Source organism: Nitrosospira multiformis, from assembly GCF_900110185.1.
In the GTDB taxonomy this organism is placed as follows: domain Bacteria; phylum Pseudomonadota; class Gammaproteobacteria; order Burkholderiales; family Nitrosomonadaceae; genus Nitrosospira; species Nitrosospira multiformis_A.
This window is the reverse complement of the sequence record NZ_FOCT01000008.1, coordinates 109,688-132,374: the sequence shown is the minus strand read 5'-3', so window position 1 is coordinate 132,374 and position 22,687 is coordinate 109,688. Positions and strand designations below refer to the sequence as shown.

The following is a 22,687-nucleotide window of genomic DNA, read 5'->3' as shown; positions in this document are numbered from 1 at the left end:
CTTGCATCATTTTAGGTATCCTAGGAGCCAGTTCTGGTTTCAGGGATCTTCACGCCCTCAAAATATTGGGCCGTCTCCCCTGACACTGCCTCACTTACCGTTTTGATGAATTTCTGCAGGCCTTCTCTCAAAAGCGCCAAGCCTTCCTCGTCGGTTAATGCGGCCCTTGCCTCAGCGGTTCGCAATTCCCACTCGGTCAACGCAAACTGTAATGTGAGTTGTGTCTGGACATAGCCTTGCCATGCCTTTTGCCAATTGAAAAAGGAATTGGCTGCAGCGACAAGGGCAACCAACCAGGCAAGCGTTGATGCCACTTGTGCCTGCAGATCTTTTGGAGCCAGCTGGGTCAGGAAGGGAAGACTGATGCTCAAAAATAATAAGATGAATCCACCAGCTCGAAAGGCCCTGCGTCTCTGGGGTGCACGTTTCTTGTAAAAAGCGATATACCAAAGCACGCTGCCTTGAGTTGAGGCGTCCTTAAAGAAACTCTGCTCATTGAGCGCGGCCAGGAAAGCCTCGACCTTCGGCAGGGAGTTCTGAGCGGTAGCCATTATTCTTTTGTTCTTCTGATTTTTTTCAGCCACAATTCGCGCGGCTTACGTTAAATAATGCAATATTAATATTAGTACGCTAGGGCCTGTTGACGTTTTGATCCAAGGTTTTGTCATTAGGAAGAAAACCCGTATTGTTAAAGCTCTCATACAGTAACAACACGAGTTTTCGATGCCCCGATTGCTGCTCAATAAAGCCCACCGTGGATATTTTTCAAGATCGATCTTTTCATTTCGGCAGTGTAACGATTCGTCCAGCTTGCAGGGTCCCGGATTGTTAACGATACCGAAAATGGGATGATTTGCCCGATGCAGACGGCACTTCTGCTTCCACCACAGGTGCCACAATCTTGATCAGCGCAGGAAAGCAAAGCGGAGACACGAGCTTGGGCAGTTATCAACAGATCTATCCACGCCAATCGGGGAAAAATCGATCCATGTCCCCCTTGGCTGCCTCAAATTAGGGTGTACTCCAGAAGGACACTTGGCGGAGGCTTGTAAAGGGAACTTTACCTGCCACCTTTAAGCAGGGTGAGTGCGGGAGAAAGTGAGTGAGCATTGGCTCCGCTTTCGCTCTACCCATCGTACCGCAGCTACCATTTCAGTGCATCACTTACCTTGACAGTCCGTATTCACAGGAAATTTCGAATGATGGTCTCCCCGTTTGCTCAGATAATGAGTGATGAAGGACATTGTCCATAATGAGAAAGATTCGGCCGGTACAAGCATTTGGCAAGGGCTAACCGCCGTCGGGCTGGAGATCTACGTTTGCCGGACCGTTGAGAACTTTGCCATAGGGGTCGAAGCGAGACCCGTGGCAGGGGCAATCCCAGGTTTTTTCCGCGTCATTCCATGCCACAATGCAACCCAGATGGGGACATACGGCGGAGCGTTTGTGCAAGGACCCTTGGCTATCCCGGTAGACAGCTAGCTTCTTCAGTCCTTGCCTAACCAGTGCTCCGGTACTCGCTGTAATTTCGCGAGTCTGATTGAGGTCTCCAGCGGTTGCATAATCCGAGTATTGGGCCAAGACATTGAGGTTCTCTCTGGCGAATTCCGGAGCTGCCCGAAGGGAAATGCGTGACGGATCATAAAGAGTTTCCCATTCGTTTTCCCGTCCGGAGATGAGATCGGTGAGAAGAATGCCAGCAATCGTTCCGTGCGTCATCCCGTTTCCAGAATCGCCCGTAGCCACATAAATATTTTTGTCCCCGGGATTTCGTCCTATAAAAGCAAGGCTGTCGATGGGCTCAATGATCTGCCCCGACCAGTGAAATTCCACCGCTCCTGCCGCCGGGAACCGTTCCCGCGTCCAGGCTTCCAGCCTACCAAATCGCTCGTCAGCATCGTCGGCCTGGCCCGTCTTATGGTCTTCCCCGCCGACAATCAGCACCTCATACCCTGATAATTCCTGCAGTCGGACGTAATGGTACGGATCGGGCGTATCCCAGTAGAGCGCTTTTGTCACCGATCCTTTCGCAACCCGAAGGCCAATGACGTAAGTGCGATAGGCCGCCTGTTTGGTGTGAATGGTAACCCAATCGTTAACCGGCGTATTCGTCGCCACTACGATTGCTCCGGCGGACACCACCAGACCCCTGTCCGTTTTGACGTGGGTGGGGGAGCCATCCTTGAATTCTTCCACATGAGTCTGGTTAAAGATGCGTCCGCCTCTTATTTCAATTGCATGCGCGAGGGCGTCCAAATACTTCAGCGGATGAAACTGCGCCTGACGGGGAAACCGTAGGCAAGGTCCGGTATCAAATCCCTCTAGCGGAGCACGCTTGATATGCTCCACGTCCTTCAATCCAGACTTATGCGCTGCTTCCAGCTCTTTATCGAGCACATCCGTCGAGTCGCCCGGGGGCACAAACAAGTAACCGTCAAGTCTTTCAAAATCACAGGCGATTTTCTCCTTCGTGATAATTGCCTCAATGCGATCTATTGCTGCAGTATGACTTTCAGCAGCGAGCCGGGCGCCTTTCTCTCCATGCATCCTTTCGATCTCGAAATAGCGATCGTCGAGCGCGTTAACCAGATGCGCTGTAGTTCGCGATGTTTCCCCACTCGCTATCGATCCATCGTCCAGGATGATGACAGATCGACCTTCGTTCGCAAGCAGATAAGCGGTCGTGAGACCGGCAATACCGGCGCCAACTACGCAGACCTCCGCTGTCATATCTTCGGAAAGGGCCGGCCGGGACGATATCTCAGTCGTTGCCATCCAAATTGAAGTCATGACTCCCGAGTTCTTCATCTTATTCTCCATTTTTATCAGGGGGATACGCAGAATTTCTGCCATCTTGCTATTTTTTTATAGCAGGTATTCCGCTTTTAGTCATATAAAAAAGACCAAATCCTCTGCAGCTTGCCTACAGTCAGCTTGGCGTTCACGTTCAGCCTATCGCGGCATGGGCCACCTATTTGCTGGTTGTCAAAAAACCGATCAGGTTTCCCTGGGTTTTTGGAAATCAGGCGCCACCACTTCGCCATTCGACGAGACAAAGACGACCGCTATCTTGCGGGGTGTCTGTTTGGGCGCGTTCCCCTTGCGAAACAGTCCCATGTGCCTGAAAAGCCGCTCCTGGGCGCTGTTCTTGTCCCAGAACCTTATTCTGCACGTCCTCCCTGTCACCTTGCCGTCAGTAATGGTCTGGCCGACTTCAATCGTTGAGATAGCAGAGGCCGTTGCATCATCGATTTCATGAATGGCTTTCGGTGATCCATCAGTGTTGAACAGCCTGCGTATGTCCGAGAAAGCGACCGCTGCAGTCTCCCGAATGATAGTTTCGCTGGTCAGCTCGCAGCGTTTGGCGACCTCCCTTTGCTTCTGCTCGATGGCTTCCTGAACCTTAGCATTTCTTAGCAATTGGCAAGCAGACACTTCCGCTGAATTACCTCGCGCTCGGTACCCAGCACGTACATAAGCGGCTGTCGCATTCAGGTCAACGCAATATTCAGTTGCGAATCGTTGCTGCCTGGGTGTCAGTTCAGCAGGTTCTGAATGCTTCATGATGGCGTCCTTTCTGGCACTCACGTCAATACCGGTACTTTCGCCGGATTTGATCAGTACAAGCGGCCATCTATTCCTCCCTCAGCTTCCATTTCGCCAGCGCTTCATTGAGATAAGCATCCATGCTGGAATTCACCAGGCAGAGTTCCCCACGCGCCCGCTTGACGAAATACCGTCTGGCATCCATGTCAAGGCGGCACTTGTTCATCAGGGCTGCAATTCCTTCAGGGTCGGTCTCACCAATTTGAGTGAGCCATGCGCCAAGCAAGGCTTCTTCCTCGTCGCTCATGGGGGGCGCAGCACGGGCTGAGCTGTGATTTTCCTGAAAAGCCGGCGGAAGAGTACTGGCAATATCGACGCTGGAAGTCCCCAAATTTTTAGATTTGCCAGGTTGGGGTACTGACAATACTGACGAAAGTACCCTTTTGTCAGTATTGTCAGTGCAATCGCCAGCACTTTTCGAAATTTGCGCGGGGGATTTGGCGTTCGCACTCAACTCACGTCGCGCACACTCAAGCCAGTTCGTCATCGTGTTTCCCCGTTTTGCCCAGCTCGCTTATCCTGGGATTGATCCAGTAGCGCCGGGTAGACCGGCCGCTAGCGCCAATGTCCTCACTGCGCAACCACTCTTCCTCTTCCAGCCAGGCCAAGCCTGCCTGTATCACTGGTTTTGTTTTCAGGCCACTCCACTGCTTGCGCATAACGTCTCGTACAGTGAAACCATTGACCAGATCACCTTGCAACAACTTTTTCGCCAGTGCCTGTGCCGCGCAAAGCTCCATATCGGCCAATAAACCATAGCACCGTCGGGCATGGGCCTCAAGGTATTCGCACCAGGCTGCAGCGCGCAGGGCGGCCTCCTTCGATAAGGGTCCCCGCCGGCCTGTAGCGGCACATTCAACCAGATGGAAGATCAGCGCCAGCGCGGGAAACAGTTTGTCAAATTTCGCCAGATGTTGAGCCATCAAGGAATCCTCTTCCGCCGGTAGGCGCTCCGTATGTAAATCGCTGGACCACTTGATAAACAACTCCTGTGCAGCCTCGTCGAAGTGGAAATGGGGAAACTTGATGAATTCATCGGCTGGCGCCGCCCCCCAGTCCACCGGATTAAATTCCGCCAACGCTTCGAATATCGCGAAAGCCTGGTTGCGTGCCTCCATGTTTGGTGCGCGGTCGCGCCACTCCCATTTCCGGTGATCCGGGTAGACCAGCAGTTGAAAGCGTTGCAGCATGCCGTCGTTTGCCAGGGCATTCTTGATCTGCTCCAGGTAGGCAGTCAGTTTGTCCGGCTGGATTCCCCCAAAGATCGACACGCACAGGTTGGGGATAAAAATGGAGCCGCGGCCAATGCGGTCAGTATCGAAACTGCTGTTGCCGTTCCAGGCTTCCAGGTAAAAGGCACGCTCCCCTTCACGGCCATACCTTTCCCATGATGAAAGCAATCCCACCAGTTCATCGCGCAAGAGCAGCAGCCCACCGGGGTTGTCCCTGAGCAGCTCGCCCAGTTTTTCAATGGTCGTGTCATTAGTCTTGTAGCGCCGCAGTGCAGGTGAATCGGGAACCTGCTGCCGGTGATCTTGCAGCTCCTGCACGAGGCTGTCCAAATCGCCGTTTTTGGGATCCTTTGCCGCCGCCTTGATGTGATGCTCGATTGCATCCTCGCGTGCCTTGAATACGGTTCTGCTCGCATCACAGGCATCCAGCTCAGCTCGATGCGCCTCTATTGCCTGCTCAATCAGCCGCTCCAGGGGTTTCAGTGCTGCGCTGATGGCGGGAGATTTCTTGGCCGAGGGAAGACCTACTACTCCGCCCCAGACATTGGGCACGACAAGCCAGTCATCCTGTGCCTTGGGCTTGATCGCGCACCGGGCACCGATGATAGAGCCAAGTGCCACGACCGCAGCCGCCGCAACAAAGTCCGGTGGACAGGGCATGCGGTCGGCTTCGTCCATGACCCATTCACGCAGGACTGGAGGCAACAGCGTTTCTGCTTCAAATGAGGGAACGGGATGTAGCTTCCCCTTGATATCGCCGGGTTCCGGCCAATCATCATTTTGCGAATTGACGCTGGCCGTACCCTCCGTATTCCTGTTCCGGATTACTCCTGCTACCTTGTCAAGAAAAGACTGTCCACGCTCTATGGCTTTATTCATGGTTCAGTCCTCCAGCATCCAGTGCTGCATGTATCCTGCATACTGCCAGAGCCAACCGCTCTCGGTCAGCGGCATTCAAGGGTTCCCCTGCAAGAATCGAGGAAGCCGTTACAGCTACGAACAACACTTCGAATGCGATGGCGTGAAGGATGTCAGTCGCAGGAAAAGGCCGCTTCTCTCTCGTGAGCCTATGCCCCAATTCCCGTGACGGGTATAGATCATCGAACGTAATTGCCAGCCGGGACAAAATGGAATGGATGTCACACCCAGCGAAACAATGGACCAGAACTCGCCCATCATCCAGTTCACGTAGAGCTAAGGAAGGACTGCGATCGTTATGTGCAGGGCATAGGGCCAGCCAGCGGCCCTGTCCCCTGCGTTTGACCCCCTCAAGTAATGGCAGCATACGATCGAGGCTCATTATTGATCCTCCTTGCCCGTTTTGCGGCATTGCTCGATACACTTGGCTTGCCACTCAGCTATTGATTCTTCGGTCCACGCTACAGATCGAGCACCGATGGAAATGGGAGCAGGAAATTCGTCCCGACTGATCGCGTCGTATATCCAGCTACGGGAGCGACCGGTAATAGATGGCAGTTCCTTCATACGAAGGAACCGGCGTAACTCGCGGGTCCGGCGCGCCCGGCACAGCTTCTTGCGCATGGTATCTCCTAACAAACAAGGCCGGGTGCTCCGCGATGTTACTGGCCTTGCCCGTACAGTTGAGGAATGTAGCGGAGCACCTGAGATACAGTGTGCGCGGGCAAAAAATAAGGCGGAACCACTTCGGTTCCGCCTTTATATTTGTATTACAATAACTTAGTTAGGCAGCAATAAGTAATCGGGCAACTCTCACTATTTCCACTGCTTTCGTATTCTGCGCAACACTGTTTCTGACGTCATGCCAAGCTCTGCTGCCAGTTTTTTTGCTACCTCGTCTCTCGTTGATACCCGCCCCGGAGTCTTCTTTTTTAGTTCAGCGGCTATTTCGTTAGCTCTCTTCTGCATTTTCAGATCATGGTTTAAATGACCAGGCTGCTTATGTTCGCTTTCCCTATTACACTCATCGTTACCAAAATCCAACGTTTCGATTTCTTCGATCTCAGAGACTGGAAAAAATGCAGTTTCGATGCGTGGGTCAACGCCGAGAAGTGAACAGCCTGCCCCCGTTATCCCACAGATTGGATGAAAACCGGTAAGCCGAGATTCCCGAATTTTCGCCATAATGTAGACTTTGGGTTCGATCCCTGGTTGTTTGCTCCATTCTTCAATTAGCTTCTTTCCTGTTATGTAGCGTTCGCTGGGATAGAAGTTAATAATCTCCTCTTTGAGGAACCACAAATTCATCAATGGAGAAACATAATCTTCGCTGATGCGGGGATGGGTTCGAACGGCATAGGAAAACACCCAAGGATCTGCGAATTCATGGGCGTGTTCATAGGCCCTAAGGCCACCCAGCTCCGGTCCATAAAAAATCCAAGCCGCCATTTCTTCAGGGGTTGCGCCAATTCGCTCTGCAAGTAACCTCATCGCTTTTGCGTAGGGAATATAGTCAGGGCGATCCACGCCGACATTTATGTTCTGGACGCGCTGTTTCTCACCTGATATGCGTTGGTAGTCAGGGTGACTATGAAATAGCTGTTGCTCTTTTTTTGTCATATTGAAGTACCGTTGTGATGCGACACAAATTTCTTTCTTCGGTAATACGACACACGATTCATGCATATCCCTGCCGAGTTCATGCCTAGCGTTCGAGCCATTCGTGTTTCCAATCCAAATCGGTCGTGATCCTGGATTTAGGATGTGCAGAGGGAGATTGAGATACAGATAAAAAGGGGATAACCGAACAGGAAAAGATCACGTAGGATTGATCTGTATTTTACTGTACATTTACAGTCACGAGAGGAAAACAATGGCAACAAAAAAACAACAACTCTAACCTTCCATATTGACCGCGCTTTAAAGAGGCCTTACGAAGGGCTGCAGCATGTGAGCATCGCTCAATCTCGAATATGGCGGAAGTTTTGATCCGAGATTATTGCGCGAGTAACAATATTAATATTGCTGAGCAGGGCAGTCTGTTTGAGGAAGAGGAGAGGCAACCGGCTAGTACCAGAAAAGTCCTCTCCGCAGCAAAATTGGCGCGTCTAGGCTTTGCCTGCGGCTCTGGTATATAGCAGTATCACTTCCGCTCCAGGCTTCATCCCTTCCAGCTCATCTGCCCACCATTGCGCCAGTTCGCGTCGCTCTCGGATATACGTCGCCCGATTGTAGGTTGCCCGGATCGCGTTTCCGTCCTTATGCGCCAAAGCGGCCTCGATCACGTCATGGCGGAACTGCCCGTGTTCGTTGGCCATTGTGCTGAAAAAATGCCTGAAGCCATGAGGGACAATCCGATAGTGCGGCCAGATCGTTCGCAAGGCCTTCGAGATCGTCATATCACTGATGGGCTTGGTAGAACTGGTCACACTGGGGAATAGCAGTTTGCTGTAGCTGGTGTAACGGTGTAGTTCCTTCAATGCAGCAATCGCCTGATGCGACAGGGGCACGATATGCGGTTCGGACATGTGATTGCGGTTTCGCATGCGTTCAAGCGGGATTGTCCATAACGCTTTCTCGAAATCGAACTCTTCCCATTGCGCCAAGCGCAATTCACCAGGACGGGTAGCCACCAGCATTTGCAGCCAGATGGCAAGACGGGTTTCAGCCCGCCCAGGATACTCAAACAGATTGCGCAGGAACTGGGCAGCATCCTCACGGCTCTTAAGACCCGGATGGCGCTTTTCTTTATGCTTCTTCAGTACCAGGTCTTTCTGGGGCACGGGATTATGCTCGATCATTTCTTCGCTAAGGGCGAAGTCAAAAACAGACCTGATCCACGCCCGGCATTTCTGCATGATCTCAAGCGCTCCACGGCGCTCCATTGCCTGCATCGCATCCCGCACCATGAGAGCACTCACATCCTTGATTGGCAGATCGCCGAAACGGGGGTAGACGTTGGCTTTGAATGTTTCCTCTGTCTTTTTATAAGTGGTGGGAGCCAAGGTACGCTTCTTGATATTCAGCCACTGCTCAGCAACGGCCCTGAAGGTATTTGTAGCGGAGGCGGCTTTTTTGCTTCCTGAATGCGTCTGTTCTGGACGGGATCGGTGCCGTCGGCCACTAGTTGGCGCGCACCTTTCGCCGCCACTCTGGCATCAGCCAATCCCATCTCAGGGTAGGCCCCAAGCTGAAGCGTTTTCTCCTTGCCGTGGAGGGTGTAGCGAAGCTGGAAGTATTTGGAGCCGTTGGGGTGCACCAACAGGTGCAGGCCATTTCCATCGCGCAGCTTGCGCGGCTTGTCGCCGGGTTTGGCGTTGCGGACTTCTAAGGCGGATAAGAGCTCAGAGGCCATGACGGGTAAAAACTTCTCCAGGTAAATTATTTACCCGTCTTTTTACCCGCTCTTTACCCGGAAGTCAATGGATGCAAAAGGATATTGCCAGACCACTGTTTATAAGAGAGGATTGTTTTAAATGATTATTTATACTTCTCTTGGCTTCTTTGGACTATCTGTTGGTGCCGGGAGGGGGAATCGAACCCCCATGACCTCGCGGTCGCGGGATTTTGAGTCCCGTGCGTCTACCAATTCCGCCATCCCGGCAAAGCTTTTCGTGTTCTTTTTCAGGAGGGGCATTATCACTGAAAACCCCATTTGCGGCAACCCGTAGCGCGATTCCTGCTGCCGGTATAATACGCGCGATGAAAATTCAGGATTTCGACTTCGACCTTCCTCCTGAACTCATTGCGCAGTTTCCGGCCGAGAAGCGGGGCAATAGCCGCATGCTGCATCTCGAGGCCGCAAGTGGCGCATTGCAGGACAGGATGTTTACAGACCTTCCATCGTATTTGCGTCCCGGCGACGTGATCGTCTTTAACGATACTCGCGTCATCAAGGCGCGCCTGTATGGCGTGAGAGATACTGGCGGCAGGATCGAGGTCCTGGTGGAGCGCGTGCTGGACAGGCATTGCGTGCAGGCTGCTATTCGCGCCAGTCATTCACCGAAACCGGGATCGAAGCTTTTCCTTGCTGATGCGATCGAGGCCACTGTCCTGTCCCGCGAGCACGGTTTTTATACCCTGCAATTCGAGCACGAGAGTGCGGTCATCGAGTTGCTGGAACGTTACGGCAATCTGCCTTTGCCTCCTTATATATCGCGCCCGGTGGAAAAATCTGACGAGTTGCGGTATCAGACCGTTTATGCGACCCGGCCTGGCGCAGTGGCGGCTCCAACCGCGGGCCTGCATTTCGACGAGCCTATGCTGGGGTTGTTACGGAAACTGGGTGTGGTAATGGCGCATGTGACGCTGCATGTGGGCTCTGGCACTTTCCAGCCGATCCGGGTGGAAAATATTGCCGATCATAGAATGCACAGCGAAGTTTTTTATGTGTCTGCGGAAACCGTGGAATGCATTAGGCATGCTAAAGCCGAGGGCGGACGGGTATTGGCCGTGGGCACCACATCGCTCCGGGCACTGGAAGCCGCGGCAGCAGTCGCGGGGGGGCGGGCGGAAGCAGATAATGGGGAAGGTGACGTTCGGATAAAATGCGGAGCGGGCGAAACCGATATTTTCATTACGCCGGGTTATCAGTTCCGGGTGGTGGATTGCCTGCTGACCAACTTTCATTTGCCGCGGTCAACCTTGTTAATGCTCGTGTCCGCGTTCGGTGGCGTCGAAAATATCCGGCGTGCGTACCGGCATGCGATCAAAGAACGCTATCGCTTTTTCAGTTTTGGCGATGCGATGCTGATCGAAAGGGCAGGGGGGATATAGATTAAAGCCTGGAATAACGAATCTGCGGACAAAACCGTTTATCTCCAGTCATAGCGCTATCCTCTAAAAAACTGCTTGGTCTTCTATAAAACTGTTTTATTCAGTAGCTTGATCCATGAAATTTCAATTGCATCGAACTGATGGACTGGCCCGTCGCGGCACCTTGTCGCTCACACACGGTGTTGTGGAAACGCCCGCTTTCATGCCCGTGGGGACCTATGGCGCCGTAAAAACAATGTCACCGGCAGATTTGCAAGCCATCAACGCACATATCGTGCTTGGCAACACCTTCCACTTGTGGCTGCGCCCGGGCCTCCAGGTCATCGAAGCGCACGGTGGATTGCACCGGTTCATGGGATGGGACGGGCCCATACTGACCGATTCCGGCGGATTCCAGGTATTCAGCCTCGGCGTTTTGAGAAAAATCACGGAGCAGGGGGTGAAGTTCAAGTCTCCCGTCAACGGTGATACGTGCTTTCTTACTCCCGAGGAATCGATGCGCATCCAGCATGTGCTCAATTCTGACATCGTCATGATATTCGATGAATGTACGCCTTATCCGGCGGATGAGCGGGCGGTGGGCGAATCCATGGAATTGAGCATGCGCTGGGCGGAGCGGTCAAGGCAGGCGCATGATGAAGGTGGAAACCGCAATGCGCTGTTCGGTATTGTGCAGGGAGGGATGTACGAAAATCTGCGTGATGAATCCCTGGCGGGGTTGCTGGACATCGGTTTCGATGGCTATGCAATCGGAGGGCTTTCGGTGGGAGAGCCCAAGGCCGACATGCGGCGCATCCTCAGACACACCGCGCCCCGGCTACCAGCAGGGAAGCCCCGGTACCTCATGGGTGTGGGTACTCCGGCTGATATCGTGGATGCGGTGGCGCAGGGTATAGACATGTTCGATTGCGTGCTGCCGACGCGCAATGCGCGCAATGGATGGTTGTATACGCGAACCGGGGTTATCAAGCTGCGCAACAGCCAGTATCGCCTCGATACCCGTCCGGCGGATGAACAATGTACCTGCTATACTTGCCGGCATTTCAGCCGCGCTTATCTGCATCATTTGCAGCGAACCGGCGAAATTCTGGGTGCGCGCCTCAACACGCTGCATAACCTGTATTATTATCAGCAGTTGATGGGCGAAATCCGCACTGCAGTCGAAAACGGGCAGTTCCAGGAATATGCGCAAGCATTTCAAGCACAAACGGCATCGTGATAAAATCACGTTCTTTTTATCCCATTACCGGAGAATGCCATGTTGATTAGTGCAGCCTACGCTCAGGCCACCGCACCCGCCGCGCCACCCGGGGCCGATTTCATGAGTCTGCTCCCGCTGATCGCCATATTCGTCGTGTTTTACCTGTTGCTGATTCGTCCGCAGGCGAAGCGCGCCAAGGAACAGAAGCTGATGATCGAGGCGTTGCAAAAAGGCGATGAAGTGGCGACTGCGTCGGGCGTGCTGGGTCGGGTAACCAAGATCAGTGGAAATTACATCATCTTGCAGGTTGCCGAGAATGTGCAGGTTGTCATACAGAAGTCGGCTGTTCAAACCCTGCTCCCCAAGGGAACATTGAACACCATCGAAAAAGAATAATTGAAACTATTGTAAACGCTGTATGGCGCGGTCGCTTCGCCCTTCTCCTCCTCTGGCTACTCCGAAAACATGAACCGCTACCCTGCCTGGAAATATCTCTTTATCGCGGTTTCGATACTGCTTGGCCTGCTCTATACCCTGCCGAACTTCTATGGAGAGTCGCCGGCGGTGCAGATTTCGCCCTTGAGGAATGCAGCCAAGGCTGATACCGGGTTGCTGAATCGCGTCGAAGAGGCGCTTAAAAAAGCCGATCTCCCCACCACCGGCATGTTTCTGGAGGGGGGCAGCATCAAGGTGCGCTTTACCGATACCGATACGCAGATCAGGGCCAGGGATGCGCTCCAGTCGCTGCTGGGCAACGGCTACATGGTGGCACTGAATCTCCTGCCCAATTCTCCCCAATGGCTGACCAGCGTCGGCGCACTGCCGATGTATCTTGGGCTCGATCTCCGCGGCGGCGTCCATTTTCTGCTGGAAGTGGATATGAAAGGCGCCCTCTCCAAAGCCCTCGACCGCTTCAGTTCCGATATCCGCGGCAGTCTGCGGGAGAAAAAAATTCCCTATGCGGGACTCGACAAGCGTGGCTCGCTGATCGTCGTCAAATTCCGCAATGTAGAATCGCGCACGCAGGCAGAGGCGGAAATCAAGAAGAACTATCCTGACCTGGATTTGCGGGAAGAGAATGTCGGCACCGAGTTCCATCTGGCGGCCACATTGAGGCCGGAGGCGCAGAAGCGCATCCAGGACGCCGCGGTACAGCAGAACATCACGACCCTGCGCAATCGTGTCAACGAGCTCGGGGTGGCTGAGCCCATCATTCAGCAAGCCGGGGCGGATCGGGTGGTGGTCCAACTGCCCGGTGTGCAGGATACCGCCAAAGCCAAGGATATTCTGGGGCGCACTGCGACACTTGAAGTCCGCATGGTTGACGAGGAACACGACCTCAGCGCGGCGTTGAGGGGACAGATTCCCTTTGGCTCCGAGCTGTACAGCGAACGCGGAGGCGGGCCGTTGCTGGTAAAAAAACAGGTAGTGCTCACAGGTGACCGGATCAACGATGCGCAACCGGGCTTCGACAACAATAACCAGCCCGCGGTCCACCTCAATCTGGATAACAGCGGCGCCCGCATTTTCCAGCAGCTTACCCACGATAACGTCGGCAAGCGCATGGCCATTCTGCTAATCGAGAAAAACCAGGCCGAAGTGATCACCGCACCGGTGATCCGGGAAGAAATCGGCGGCGGGAGAGTGCAGATCAGCGGTCGCATGACTTCCGAGGAAGCACGGGATGTGGCATTGCTGCTGCGCGCAGGGGCGCTGGCTGCTCCCATGGATATCGTCGAGGAGCGAACCGTGGGTCCGAGCCTAGGCGCGGAAAACATCGAGAGCGGATTTAACTCCACGCTCTATGGCTTTGCCGCCATCGCTGTTTTCATGACCATCTATTATCTGGTATTCGGTTTCATCTCGGTGCTGGCGCTCGGGGTCAACCTGCTGCTGCTGGTCGGTCTTCTTTCGATTCTGCAGGCAACGCTCACGCTGCCCGGCATGGCTGCTATTGCGCTTACCTTGGGGATGGCCATTGATGCCAATGTGCTCATCAACGAGCGCATACGCGATGAACTGAGAGAGGGCATGGCGCCCCAAGCCGCGATAAACGCCGGCTACGAGCGTGCCTGGGCGACCATTCTCGATTCCAACATCACTACCCTGATTGCGGGTATCGCTTTGTTTGCGTTCGGGTCGGGCCCGATAAAGGGATTTGCTGTCGTGCTGTGCTTGGGCATCCTGACTTCCATGTTCAGCGCGGTGATGGTCTCGCGCGGATTCGTCAATCTGGTATACGGCAGCCGCCGCAAACTGGAGCGGGTTTCCATTGGACAGGTTTGGAAGCCTGTGACCAACAAGCGCTGACAACGGAAAAAAGCGTACCTTTTGAGAGAATAAGGGTCATCAATGGAATTTTTCAGGTTCAAGCGCGACATCCCTTTCATGAGCTGGGGGAAATATACGACGACCATTTCCCTGGTTACTTTTATCGCGGCGGTATTTTTCCTTGTTACCAAGGGGTTGAATCTGGGGGTGGATTTTACCGGCGGAACGGTTATGGAAGTCAGCTATACCCAGCCGGCGGATCTCAACCGCATCCGAGGCACCTTGATCAAACTCGGAATGGCTGACGCCAGCGTGCAGAATTTCGGCACCTCCCGGGATGTGCTGATACGCCTGCCAGCCAAAGCCGACATGTCGAGCGCAAAGCTTTCCGAGACAGTGATCGCCGCGTTGCACGCGGATGATGAGACGGCGGAGTTGCGCCGGGTAGAGTTTGTGGGCCCGCAAGTGGGCAAGGAACTGGTGGAAAACGGCGCACTGGCCTTGCTGATTGTGTCGCTGGGGATCGTCGCTTATCTGGCAATGCGGTTCGAGTGGAAATTCGGCGTTTCCGGCATCATCGCCAACCTGCATGACGTTGTGATTATCCTGGGATTTTTCGCATTCTTCCAATGGGAGTTTTCACTCACGGTTCTTGCCGCCATACTGGCGATTCTGGGGTATTCGGTAAACGAATCGGTGGTGGTATTCGACCGGATACGCGAAAATTTCCGCAAAATGCGCCGGGCGTCGGTGGCGCAAGTCATCGACAACGCCATAACCCGCACCATGTCGCGTACCATCATCACGCATGGCAGCACCCAGATGGTCGTGGTATCGATGCTGCTTTTCGGCGGCGAGTCACTGCATTACTTCGCTCTGGCGCTCACCATCGGCATTCTGTTTGGCATTTATTCCTCTGTGCTGGTCGCAAGCCCCCTTCTCATGCTATTAGGTGTTTCGCGCAAGGATATTGTCAAACCCGAAAAGAAATCTGAACCGGAAGCAGTACCTTGAACCGGAATCCATAAATCAAAACTCAGGCTTTTCCCTCCGGGGGGCCTTTCATATCCATTCAGTCCATTTTGGAAATTATTGCCACCTTTATCGACATCATCCTCCACCTGGATAAACACCTGATCTGGTTGGTCGAAAATTATGGCAGTTGGGTTTATCTCATACTGTTCCTGATAATTTTTTGTGAAACAGGCTTGGTGGTGACACCGTTCCTGCCAGGGGATTCGCTGCTGTTTGTCGCAGGCGCCATCGCAGCTACAGGCGCGATCGAGGTAACCGGGCTGGCAGCGCTGCTCATGCTGGCAGCATTCTGCGGAGATAATACGAATTACTGGATCGGGCGCTATTTCGGCCCGAGAATATTCAGGCGGACCGATTCGCGCCTATTGAATCGCGCCCATCTGGAAAAAACCGAGGCCTTTTATGCCAGGCATGGTGGAAAGACAATCATCTTTGCACGTTTTCTGCCTATCATCCGTACCTTTGCGCCGTTTGTTGCGGGTATAGGACGAATGGTCTATCCCCGTTTCATGGCTTACAGCGCCTTCGGCAGCATTTTCTGGATCAGTTTCTTCGTGTTCGGGGGTTTCTTCTTTGGCAATGTGCCGATAGTAAAGAATAATCTGGCTTTCTTCATTTTCGGCATCATTATCATTTCCATCCTTCCCGGATTGATCCAGTTCATGCGGGGCTGGCTCGGAAATCGCGCCGCGGTCCGTACCCGCTAGAACGACGGCAAGCGGACAAATCGGACCTCGATAAATCGGAACCCGATTTGCGGATGCTGCAGAAAGGCAGAAAGGATGGAAAGGGTTGTTACATTAATCGACATTCTTGTCGGTCGACGATGCCTCCCCTTGCGATAAAGCGATAACCTCCTCATCCTTGCTGGATCCTTTATCCTCAAAGCCAGGGCTCATCCATCCCTGTAGATTGGCAAGGGTAATGTCACCCAATGCGTGTATCCAGTTATCGCGTTCATTCAGGCAGGGAATGTAATGGAACTGATGTCCTCCGGCCTGGATAAAAATGGTTTTGCCCTCCATGGCGATTTCTTCGAGGGTTTCAAGGCAGTCGGAGACAAAACCGGGGCAGACGACATCGATACGCCCTGTCCCTTGCCTGCCTAGCTGCTCCAAGGTATCGGCCGTGTAAGGCCTCAGCCATTCCGCCCTGCCAAAGCGGGATTGAAAGCAGAGCTGATACTGGTTTGCGTCCAATTCCAGCGCCTTTGCCAGTAAGAGGCCCGTTTTCCGACATTCATCCTGGTACGGGTCCCCTTTGTCCACGGACGATTGGGGTATGCCATGAAAGCTCATCACGAGTTGATCTGGCCTGCCCGCTCTTGCCCAGTGGTCACGCACGTGGTTTGCGAGCGCAGCGATGTACCCTGGATGATCGTGATAATGTTTCACTGTGCGCACAGCGGGAATATTACGTAGTTTTGCCAGTTGCGCGAATATTTCATCGAAGGCTGAAGCAGTACTGCTGGCAGCGTATTGGGGGTAGAGCGGCAGTACGAGCAGCCGCTCGCAACCCTGTTCCCGGAAGCGCTCCAGCATTTCAGCTATTGAAGGGCTGCCTATGCTCATTGCGTATTGCACCACAGGCGCGGGATGAAGGCGTTTTGCCAGGAAATCCTGGAGCAGCCGGGTCTGGCGGGCAGTGTGAACCTTGAGCGGTGAGCCTTCCGGCATCCACACCTGCGCATACTTTTCCGCCGATTTTTTTGGTCGGGTATTGAGTATGATGCCGTTGAGGATGGGCCACCACAGCCACTGCGGCAATTCTATAACGCGGGGATTGCTGAGGAACTGCTTGAGATAAGGACGTAGCGCCTCTGGAGTGGGCGCATCCGGCGTGCCGAGATTGATCAGCAGGACGCCAGTCTGGCTGGATACATCTGGATGGGGAGCAGACTCGGGGGAAATCAAGGCGGGATGATTCCGGAGATTCCTTAATGCAGGGACAATGCGCTCGACAGCAGCCGTGCCGTCATATCCACGACAGGAATGACACGCTCGTAAGCCATCCGGGTAGGGCCGATGACGGCAACCGTACCGACCATTTTCCCATCCACCCTGTAAGGCGCCGTAACAACGCTGAATTCATCCATTGTGACGACTCCGCACTCTTCCCCGATAAAGATTTGCACACCTTCCGCCTTGCGGCTGAATTCCAGCAACTGCAGCAACGCGGTCTTGCGTTCGAACAGATCGAACAGCTTTTTCAGGCTTGCCATATTGCTGGATAAATCCTGTACATCCAGAAGCTTGCGTTCACCAGCCACTATTACGGCCTCGCTGTTTTCTCTGATTGCCGCATCGCCCGCATCGATGGCGGCGGTCATCAGAGAGGTCATGTCCTGGCGCAACTGCTTCAGTTCACTTTGCAGACGAGTGCGGATCTCATCGATGGCGTAACCGGCATAATTGTGGTTGATGAAATTCGCCGCTTCCGTCAGTTCAGACTGACTGTAATTCCTGTCGGTGAAAAGCACGCGATTTTGAACGTCTCCTTCCGGAGTGACAATGATGAGCAGAACACGTTTTTCCGACAGCGACATGAATTCTATATAACGGAATATGGCGCTGTTACGCTTGGGGCTGACTACTACCCCGGCAAAGCGGGTGAGTTCGGCCAGTAATTGCGAGGCGGAGTTGATCAACCGTGAAGGATTGTCCGGATGGAGCTGATCCTCCAATTGATGAATCTGGATGACATCCAGAGGTTTGACCACCAGCAGCGTATCCACAAAAAAACGGTAGCCCTGATGAGTAGGTATACGGCCGGCAGAGGCGTGCGGGCTGGCAACCAAGCCCATTTCCTCGAGATCCGCCATTACGTTTCGAATCGTGGCCGCGCTGAGGTCCAGCCCGGAAAATTTTGAGAGCGAGCGTGATCCCACCGGCTGGCCTTCGCTTATATAGCGTTCCACCAGAGTCTTAAGCAAAATCTGTGCGCGTTTGTTCAGCATACGGATATTCTACACCAGGATTTCATTTTCAGCCTTCTGTTCCCGCCAAAAGGAACAGCACCTCATCTTTTGATCTTCAATCGGGTGAAAAGATTCCATAAGGATTTGCGGCATGAGCCGGACAGAGTGAGGCGGGCAGGACATCCTTCCATGGGAACCCTTTGTCACCTTCCTGCCGATATGGTTTAATCTCGGCAGGAGAAGAGCCATTTCGCGGCTCGGAGGTAGGAGAAGTAGCAGAAGTAGCTAAGGGTATTATTCAATAGAATGAGTTCTTCCTTCCAGACAGTAGCACTGATAGGCAAGCACAAGAACCCCGGCATCGTAACACCGTTGTCGAGTTTGGCGCGCTATCTGCAAAGCCGGAACCTCACTGTGCTGTTCGACAACCTCACCGCTGCAAGCATGGGTGAGGATAGCTATCCGGCTGTAGCCATGGAGGAGATCGGCAGCCGCGCCGACCTCGCAATCGTCCTGGGCGGCGACGGTACCATGCTCAATATCGCGCGGAAGCTTGCGCCCTTCAATGTGCCGCTGGTCGGCATCAATCAGGGACGCCTCGGCTTTCTTACAGACCTGTCCATTGTTACCATGCAGCAAACGCTTGGTGCCATCCTCGAAGGTCAATATATTACGGAGCAGCGTATGCTGCTTTACGCGGAGGTGGCGCGCAGCAATGTCACCACCTTCGGCGGTCTGGCGCTGAACGACGTGGCTGTCAACCGGGGAATCGGCGGCAACATGATCGAATTTGAAGTGCGCATCAACGACGAATATGTTTGTTTGCTACGTTCCGACGGTCTGATTGTTGCCACGCCAACCGGCTCGACAGCGTATGCATTGTCAGCAGGAGGCCCTATACTGCATCCGAGCCTCGATCTGGTTGCGCTGGTGCCGGTCAGTCCGCATACGTTGAGCAATCGTCCGATCGTTGTCGGACCGGAGGCGGTGGTGGAAATCCTGATGCAGCGTACAGCGGTTGCACGTGTTCATTTCGACAGTCATTCTCATTTCGACCTGGAGGAAAACGACAAGGTGATGGTTCGGCGCTCGCCTCATAGGGTAACGTTGCTGCATCCTTCCGACCACAGCTACTACCGCATGTTGCGGGAGAAACTGGGTTGGAGCGGTCTTCCCAGAAACCCGACCTGAACGTTGTGGAGTTTCTATGTTGAAGTTTCTTGGTATTCGTGATTTTGTCATCGTTGATCGGATAGACCTGGAATTTTCTCCCGGCTTTACCGTCCTTACCGGGGAAACCGGCGCCGGCAAATCCATTCTGATTGATGCACTCTCACTCGTGCTGGGAGAGCGGAGTGATGCGAGTGCGGTCCGCAACGGCTGCGAGCGCGCGGAAATCAGCGCGGAATTCGAGGTAGCGGGCCTGCCCGACGTGATTGCCTGGTTGCATGAAAACGGATTCGAAAACCCGGAAGAAGAGGGTGTCTGTTTGTTGCGCAGATTGGTGGACGCAGGTGGCCGCTCGCGCAGTTTCATCAATGGAAACTCCGCTACTTTGCAACAATTGCGGGCGATCGGGGAAAGTCTCGTAGACATTCAGGGGCAGCACGTTCATCAGTCCATGTTGCGCAGTGAAGTGCAGCGTGAACTGCTCGATTCTTATGCCGGGAGCAAGCCGTTGGCCAGGCAAGTGGCGGAAGTGTACCGTCGATGGCAGACAGCGCGGCAGCAGCGCGAGGCATGGGAGCAGAATGCAGCCGCTTTCGTGCGTGAGCGGGAAGAACTGGAGTGGCAGGTAAACGAGCTTTCTACCCTGAATTTCTCAAATGATGAATGGGAAAGCCTGCAGGCGGAACACAGCCGCTTGTCCAATGCCGCCAGTCTGCTGGCGACGGCTCAGGCAGGGCTCGAAGCATTGTCCGAGGGTGAGTTCGCAGTCCTATCGCAGATCAACTCGGTGATTTCCCGGTTGCATCAAATGGTGGATTACGACCAGACCCTGAAAGCGGTTCTCGATTTACTTGAACCAGGCCAGATCCAGTTGCAGGAAGCCGTGTATGAGCTGGGCCGCTATCAGCAGCGGCTGGAATTGGATCCCCAGCGCTTGTCGGAGGTCGAGGAACGGTTGGCGGAGATTCATACCGCGGCGCGGAAGTATCGGGTGACGCCGGAAGAGCTACCTGAACTGTTGAAAGGCTTTACCGAACGGCTGCAAGCATTGGGGCACAAGGGAGATGGGGAATCCCTGGCAAGGGAGGAAGCCGTTGCGAGCAGTGAATATAGTGAACTTGCAAAAAAATTGACTATCGAGAGGTCAACCGCTGCCAGTACCTTAAGTCAACAGGTTACCGCCGCAATGCAAACGCTGGCGATGGCCGGGGGTGAATTTTCGGCGGCATTGCTGCCTCTCGAGCAGGGAACGTTACATGGCCTGGAACAGATCGAGTTTCAGGTTGCGGCCCACAAGACCCTGCCATTGCGTCCGCTCGCAAAGGTGGCGTCGGGGGGGGAATTGTCGCGCATCGGTCTGGCGATCAGCGTGATTACTGCCAAGCTCGGTACGGTTCCCACTTTGATCTTTGACGAGGTGGATGTAGGAATCGGCGGGCGGGTGGCAGAAATCGTGGGCACCCTGCTGAAAAGGCTGGGCCGGGAGCGGCAGGTGTTGTGCATCACCCACTTGGCGCAAGTTGCATCGGCCGGAGATAATCAATGGCGGGTGAGCAAATCAGCTGATTCTGCAAGTGGAGGAAAAGTGACAAGCCGTATAGTTGCGCTCGACAGACAGGAGCGGGTCGAGGAAATTGCGCGCATGCTCGGCGGGACGAAAATTACAGATACGACTCGTAGCCATGCTGCGGAGATGCTGCTTTCCGCCGGGGAAGCAGACGGCACTGATCAATCACCAATGCATCCAACTACATGATAGAACGCCATTTCATCGTGTCTCGTGCCTGAATAATGTGAGGGTTTGCGGTAGCGATGTGTGAGGCGGATGGTGCTGGACAGGATACCCGGCTCATCTTGCCACTCCTGTTTTCAGGCTTTGCAGTATGAGGGAACCCAGCTGCGCTGGATTATATGTGCAGGCAATTGATTAAAATCAAAGGTAATACCATCCTTGATCATCCGGTTAACATTGAGCAACTGTCTGATTTCAGGAATATCGTTAAAAAACAATATATAAAACGGCTTAAGCAGTGCTTTCGATATTTTCATGCCTATCGGCCCGATAAAATTTCTGCGCTGCCCTACATGCGCTACCTCATCAATGGTAATTTCATCCAACAGTTCTTTTAGCCGCTGACAAACTTCGGGTTCCTCGGCCAATACCTCATCGAACAGTCGGTACAAATGGCAATAAAAGGTTACTCCCATCAATTCAGTCACAAAAGCGGGAGGGGCCATCAAAAGTTCCGGAAACTTGGGAAACTGCTCGTAAATCTTTTCCTTGATCGGATCTAAAGGCACCCATTCCACCTCATCGAGGCCGCAGGTACGCAACATTTCGTCAAAAAGCCGTATGTGGCAGAACTCTTCCGCTAAATGCACCCGGCTGATTTTATCTTCCACCGTGTATGAAGATGCCATGGCGGGAACGGCATCCCAGGCCGCCTTTATTCCTACCCACTCGTGTCTTGCGAATTTGTAGATACATGTCAGCATTAGCGTCGTGCGATCCAGGGACGAAGGATCATCCTGCATCTCGACATAATTACGATAAAAGGCTTCGGGATTGGCAAGAGGTTGGCGCAAATTGACCGGATGATCCCGAAAATGCTTGAGTCTGGCGCGTTTTTTTTCCAGGTCTTTGTCATCCTCGAAAAATTGTCCACCATGTTGCTGGGTAAATTCCCAATAGTTATCAAAATTTTCCCGTCTTTGCTGCTTTGTCGCGGGAGAAAAAATGGAGAGGTATCTTGCTGATGCCATAGGTTTCGGGGCTCCGGTTAGTGGGCATGAGGATCCTGCAGACTGCTTATAACAAAATAAAATGAAGGAAATGTGACTGGCGTCGGAATGCCGATAGGGCATTGGAGCAGATGCTTCCTGGGAATCCCAGTATGTCAATCAGCACCTGGGAAGCGGAGTGTTTTTTGCGGGAAAAGTTGTTCAGCCGTTCCTTAGGTTACTCGTGCGACTCGGCCAATGCCAGAAACTCGGCACGCTGCGCCGCATTCGTTTTCAGATCGCCCAGCATGGCCGACGTTACCGTTTCTTCCCCGGCAACGGCAATTCCCCTCGACTCCATGCACATGTGGCGGCAGCGGAGAATGACGCCGACCGCCTTCGGTTGCAGGTGTTCCAGCAGGGATTGTGCAACCTGCTGAGTCAGGCGTTCCTGTACCTGCAGGCGGGCGGCAAAACAGTTAACCAGTCGCGTCAATTTGGACAACCCGACGATATGACCGCTCGGTAGATACCCGATGGTTGCATGGCCAAAAAAGGGGGCTAGGTGGTGTTCGCAGTGCGAGTAAACGGGTATCTGTCTCACCACGATCAATTCGTCGTAGCTTTCGCCGCCGTCTGCGAACGTCTTGAGGATCGCTGCCGGATCCTGCTTGTACCCGCGCGTCCAGTGAGCCCACGCGCGTGCCACGCGCCCCGGCGTTTCACGCAGGCCCTGGCGACTAGGGTCTTCGCCGAGGGAGCGCAACAGCCGCTGCCAATCGCCGATCCCGAATTCTGAATCACTTGAATCCATGTTCACCACGCCTTTATTCTATCGAG

Annotated in this window: 22 protein-coding genes and 1 tRNA gene; 8 read left to right on the top strand and 15 right to left on the bottom strand. The window is 53.7% G+C overall.

From position 1 onward, the window contains the following. Positions 1 to 20 precede the first annotated feature (20 nt). From BMY01_RS10735 to BMY01_RS10690, 11 genes are all read right to left on the bottom strand, one after another. The gene (locus BMY01_RS10735) at positions 21 to 551 is read right to left on the bottom strand and encodes a DUF4231 domain-containing protein (RefSeq protein ID WP_074747002.1); all 531 of its coding nucleotides are present in this window, start codon (positions 549 to 551) and stop codon (positions 21 to 23) included. Between the two features lie 739 nt (positions 552 to 1,290). Further along, positions 1,291 to 2,790 carry an FAD-dependent oxidoreductase gene (locus BMY01_RS10730; protein ID WP_217638651.1) on the bottom strand — a complete coding sequence of 500 codons (1,500 nt, stop codon included), beginning with the start codon at positions 2,788 to 2,790 and terminating at the stop codon, positions 1,291 to 1,293. 207 nt (positions 2,791 to 2,997) lie between these two features. Beyond that, positions 2,998 to 3,564 carry a terminase small subunit gene (locus BMY01_RS10725; RefSeq protein WP_139176861.1) on the bottom strand — a complete coding sequence of 189 codons (567 nt, stop codon included), beginning with the start codon at positions 3,562 to 3,564 and terminating at the stop codon, positions 2,998 to 3,000. Positions 3,565 to 3,634: 70 nt separating this feature from the next. After that, the gene (locus BMY01_RS10720; protein WP_074746997.1) at positions 3,635 to 4,093 is read right to left on the bottom strand and encodes a hypothetical protein; all 459 of its coding nucleotides are present in this window, start codon (positions 4,091 to 4,093) and stop codon (positions 3,635 to 3,637) included. Further along, positions 4,077 to 5,717: a YfjI family protein gene (locus BMY01_RS10715; RefSeq protein ID WP_081353885.1), complete on the bottom strand. Its 1,641-nt coding sequence runs from the start codon at positions 5,715 to 5,717 to the stop codon at positions 4,077 to 4,079. The genes BMY01_RS10720 and BMY01_RS10715 overlap by 17 nt, the downstream gene beginning before the upstream one ends. Next, positions 5,710 to 6,138, bottom strand: coding sequence for a hypothetical protein (locus tag BMY01_RS10710; RefSeq protein ID WP_074746994.1), 429 nt, complete (start codon positions 6,136 to 6,138; stop codon positions 5,710 to 5,712). Before BMY01_RS10710 ends, BMY01_RS10715 begins: the two co-directional genes overlap by 8 nt. After that, entirely contained in the window at positions 6,138 to 6,380 is a 243-nt protein-coding gene (locus BMY01_RS10705) for a helix-turn-helix transcriptional regulator (protein WP_074746992.1), read from the bottom strand. Before BMY01_RS10705 ends, BMY01_RS10710 begins: the two co-directional genes overlap by 1 nt. Before the next feature lie 192 nt (positions 6,381 to 6,572). Next, positions 6,573 to 7,376, bottom strand: a complete 804-nt coding sequence (locus tag BMY01_RS10700) for an AsnC family protein (RefSeq protein ID WP_139176859.1) — start codon at positions 7,374 to 7,376, stop codon at positions 6,573 to 6,575. A 488-nt stretch (positions 7,377 to 7,864) separates the two neighbouring features. Further along, complete coding sequence (locus BMY01_RS10695; protein ID WP_081353884.1) at positions 7,865 to 8,761, bottom strand: tyrosine-type recombinase/integrase; 897 nt, start codon at positions 8,759 to 8,761, stop codon at positions 7,865 to 7,867. 17 nt (positions 8,762 to 8,778) lie between these two features. Beyond that, positions 8,779 to 9,111 carry an Arm DNA-binding domain-containing protein gene (locus BMY01_RS17055; RefSeq protein ID WP_081353883.1) on the bottom strand — a complete coding sequence of 111 codons (333 nt, stop codon included), beginning with the start codon at positions 9,109 to 9,111 and terminating at the stop codon, positions 8,779 to 8,781. 162 nt (positions 9,112 to 9,273) lie between these two features. Next, a tRNA-Leu gene (locus BMY01_RS10690) sits at positions 9,274 to 9,360 on the bottom strand. A gap of 98 nt (positions 9,361 to 9,458) precedes the next feature. Between BMY01_RS10690 and queA the strand changes: the two genes are divergently transcribed. The 6 genes from queA (at position 9,459) to BMY01_RS10660 (ending at position 15,746) form a co-directional block, all read left to right on the top strand. Next, positions 9,459 to 10,532, top strand: a complete 1,074-nt coding sequence (queA, locus tag BMY01_RS10685) for a tRNA preQ1(34) S-adenosylmethionine ribosyltransferase-isomerase QueA (protein WP_074746988.1) — start codon at positions 9,459 to 9,461, stop codon at positions 10,530 to 10,532. 115 nt (positions 10,533 to 10,647) lie between these two features. Beyond that, positions 10,648 to 11,751 (top strand): tRNA guanosine(34) transglycosylase Tgt, encoded by a 1,104-nt coding sequence (gene tgt / locus BMY01_RS10680; RefSeq protein WP_074746986.1) that lies wholly within the window; start codon positions 10,648 to 10,650, stop codon positions 11,749 to 11,751. Between the two features lie 39 nt (positions 11,752 to 11,790). Then, on the top strand, positions 11,791 to 12,129 hold the full coding sequence (gene yajC, locus BMY01_RS10675; RefSeq protein WP_074746984.1) for a preprotein translocase subunit YajC: 339 nt from the start codon (positions 11,791 to 11,793) through the stop codon (positions 12,127 to 12,129). Between the two features lie 69 nt (positions 12,130 to 12,198). After that, positions 12,199 to 14,043, top strand: coding sequence for a protein translocase subunit SecD (gene secD, locus BMY01_RS10670; protein ID WP_074746982.1), 1,845 nt, complete (start codon positions 12,199 to 12,201; stop codon positions 14,041 to 14,043). A 42-nt stretch (positions 14,044 to 14,085) separates the two neighbouring features. Then, positions 14,086 to 15,018, top strand: a complete 933-nt coding sequence (secF, locus tag BMY01_RS10665) for a protein translocase subunit SecF (RefSeq protein ID WP_074746980.1) — start codon at positions 14,086 to 14,088, stop codon at positions 15,016 to 15,018. A gap of 68 nt (positions 15,019 to 15,086) precedes the next feature. Continuing rightward, positions 15,087 to 15,746: a DedA family protein gene (locus BMY01_RS10660; RefSeq protein WP_074746978.1), complete on the top strand. Its 660-nt coding sequence runs from the start codon at positions 15,087 to 15,089 to the stop codon at positions 15,744 to 15,746. 93 nt (positions 15,747 to 15,839) lie between these two features. On the opposite strand, the gene hemH is transcribed toward BMY01_RS10660, so the two are convergent. After that, a complete protein-coding gene (gene hemH, locus BMY01_RS10655; protein WP_074746976.1) occupies positions 15,840 to 16,952 on the bottom strand; it encodes a ferrochelatase in 1,113 nt (370 codons plus the stop codon). Positions 16,953 to 16,975: 23 nt separating this feature from the next. Next, complete coding sequence (gene hrcA, locus BMY01_RS10650; RefSeq protein WP_074746974.1) at positions 16,976 to 17,995, bottom strand: heat-inducible transcriptional repressor HrcA; 1,020 nt, start codon at positions 17,993 to 17,995, stop codon at positions 16,976 to 16,978. Between the two features lie 267 nt (positions 17,996 to 18,262). On the opposite strand from hrcA, the gene BMY01_RS10645 reads away from it, so the two are divergent. Continuing rightward, entirely contained in the window at positions 18,263 to 19,147 is an 885-nt protein-coding gene (locus BMY01_RS10645; protein ID WP_074746972.1) for an NAD kinase, read from the top strand. 16 nt (positions 19,148 to 19,163) lie between these two features. Then, positions 19,164 to 20,882 carry a DNA repair protein RecN gene (recN, locus tag BMY01_RS10640; protein ID WP_074746970.1) on the top strand — a complete coding sequence of 573 codons (1,719 nt, stop codon included), beginning with the start codon at positions 19,164 to 19,166 and terminating at the stop codon, positions 20,880 to 20,882. A gap of 113 nt (positions 20,883 to 20,995) precedes the next feature. On the opposite strand, the gene BMY01_RS10635 is transcribed toward recN, so the two are convergent. Further along, positions 20,996 to 21,889: a hypothetical protein gene (locus BMY01_RS10635; RefSeq protein ID WP_074746968.1), complete on the bottom strand. Its 894-nt coding sequence runs from the start codon at positions 21,887 to 21,889 to the stop codon at positions 20,996 to 20,998. Between the two features lie 196 nt (positions 21,890 to 22,085). Beyond that, the gene (folE, locus tag BMY01_RS10630; protein ID WP_074706374.1) at positions 22,086 to 22,661 is read right to left on the bottom strand and encodes a GTP cyclohydrolase I FolE; all 576 of its coding nucleotides are present in this window, start codon (positions 22,659 to 22,661) and stop codon (positions 22,086 to 22,088) included. Positions 22,662 to 22,687 lie beyond the last annotated feature (26 nt).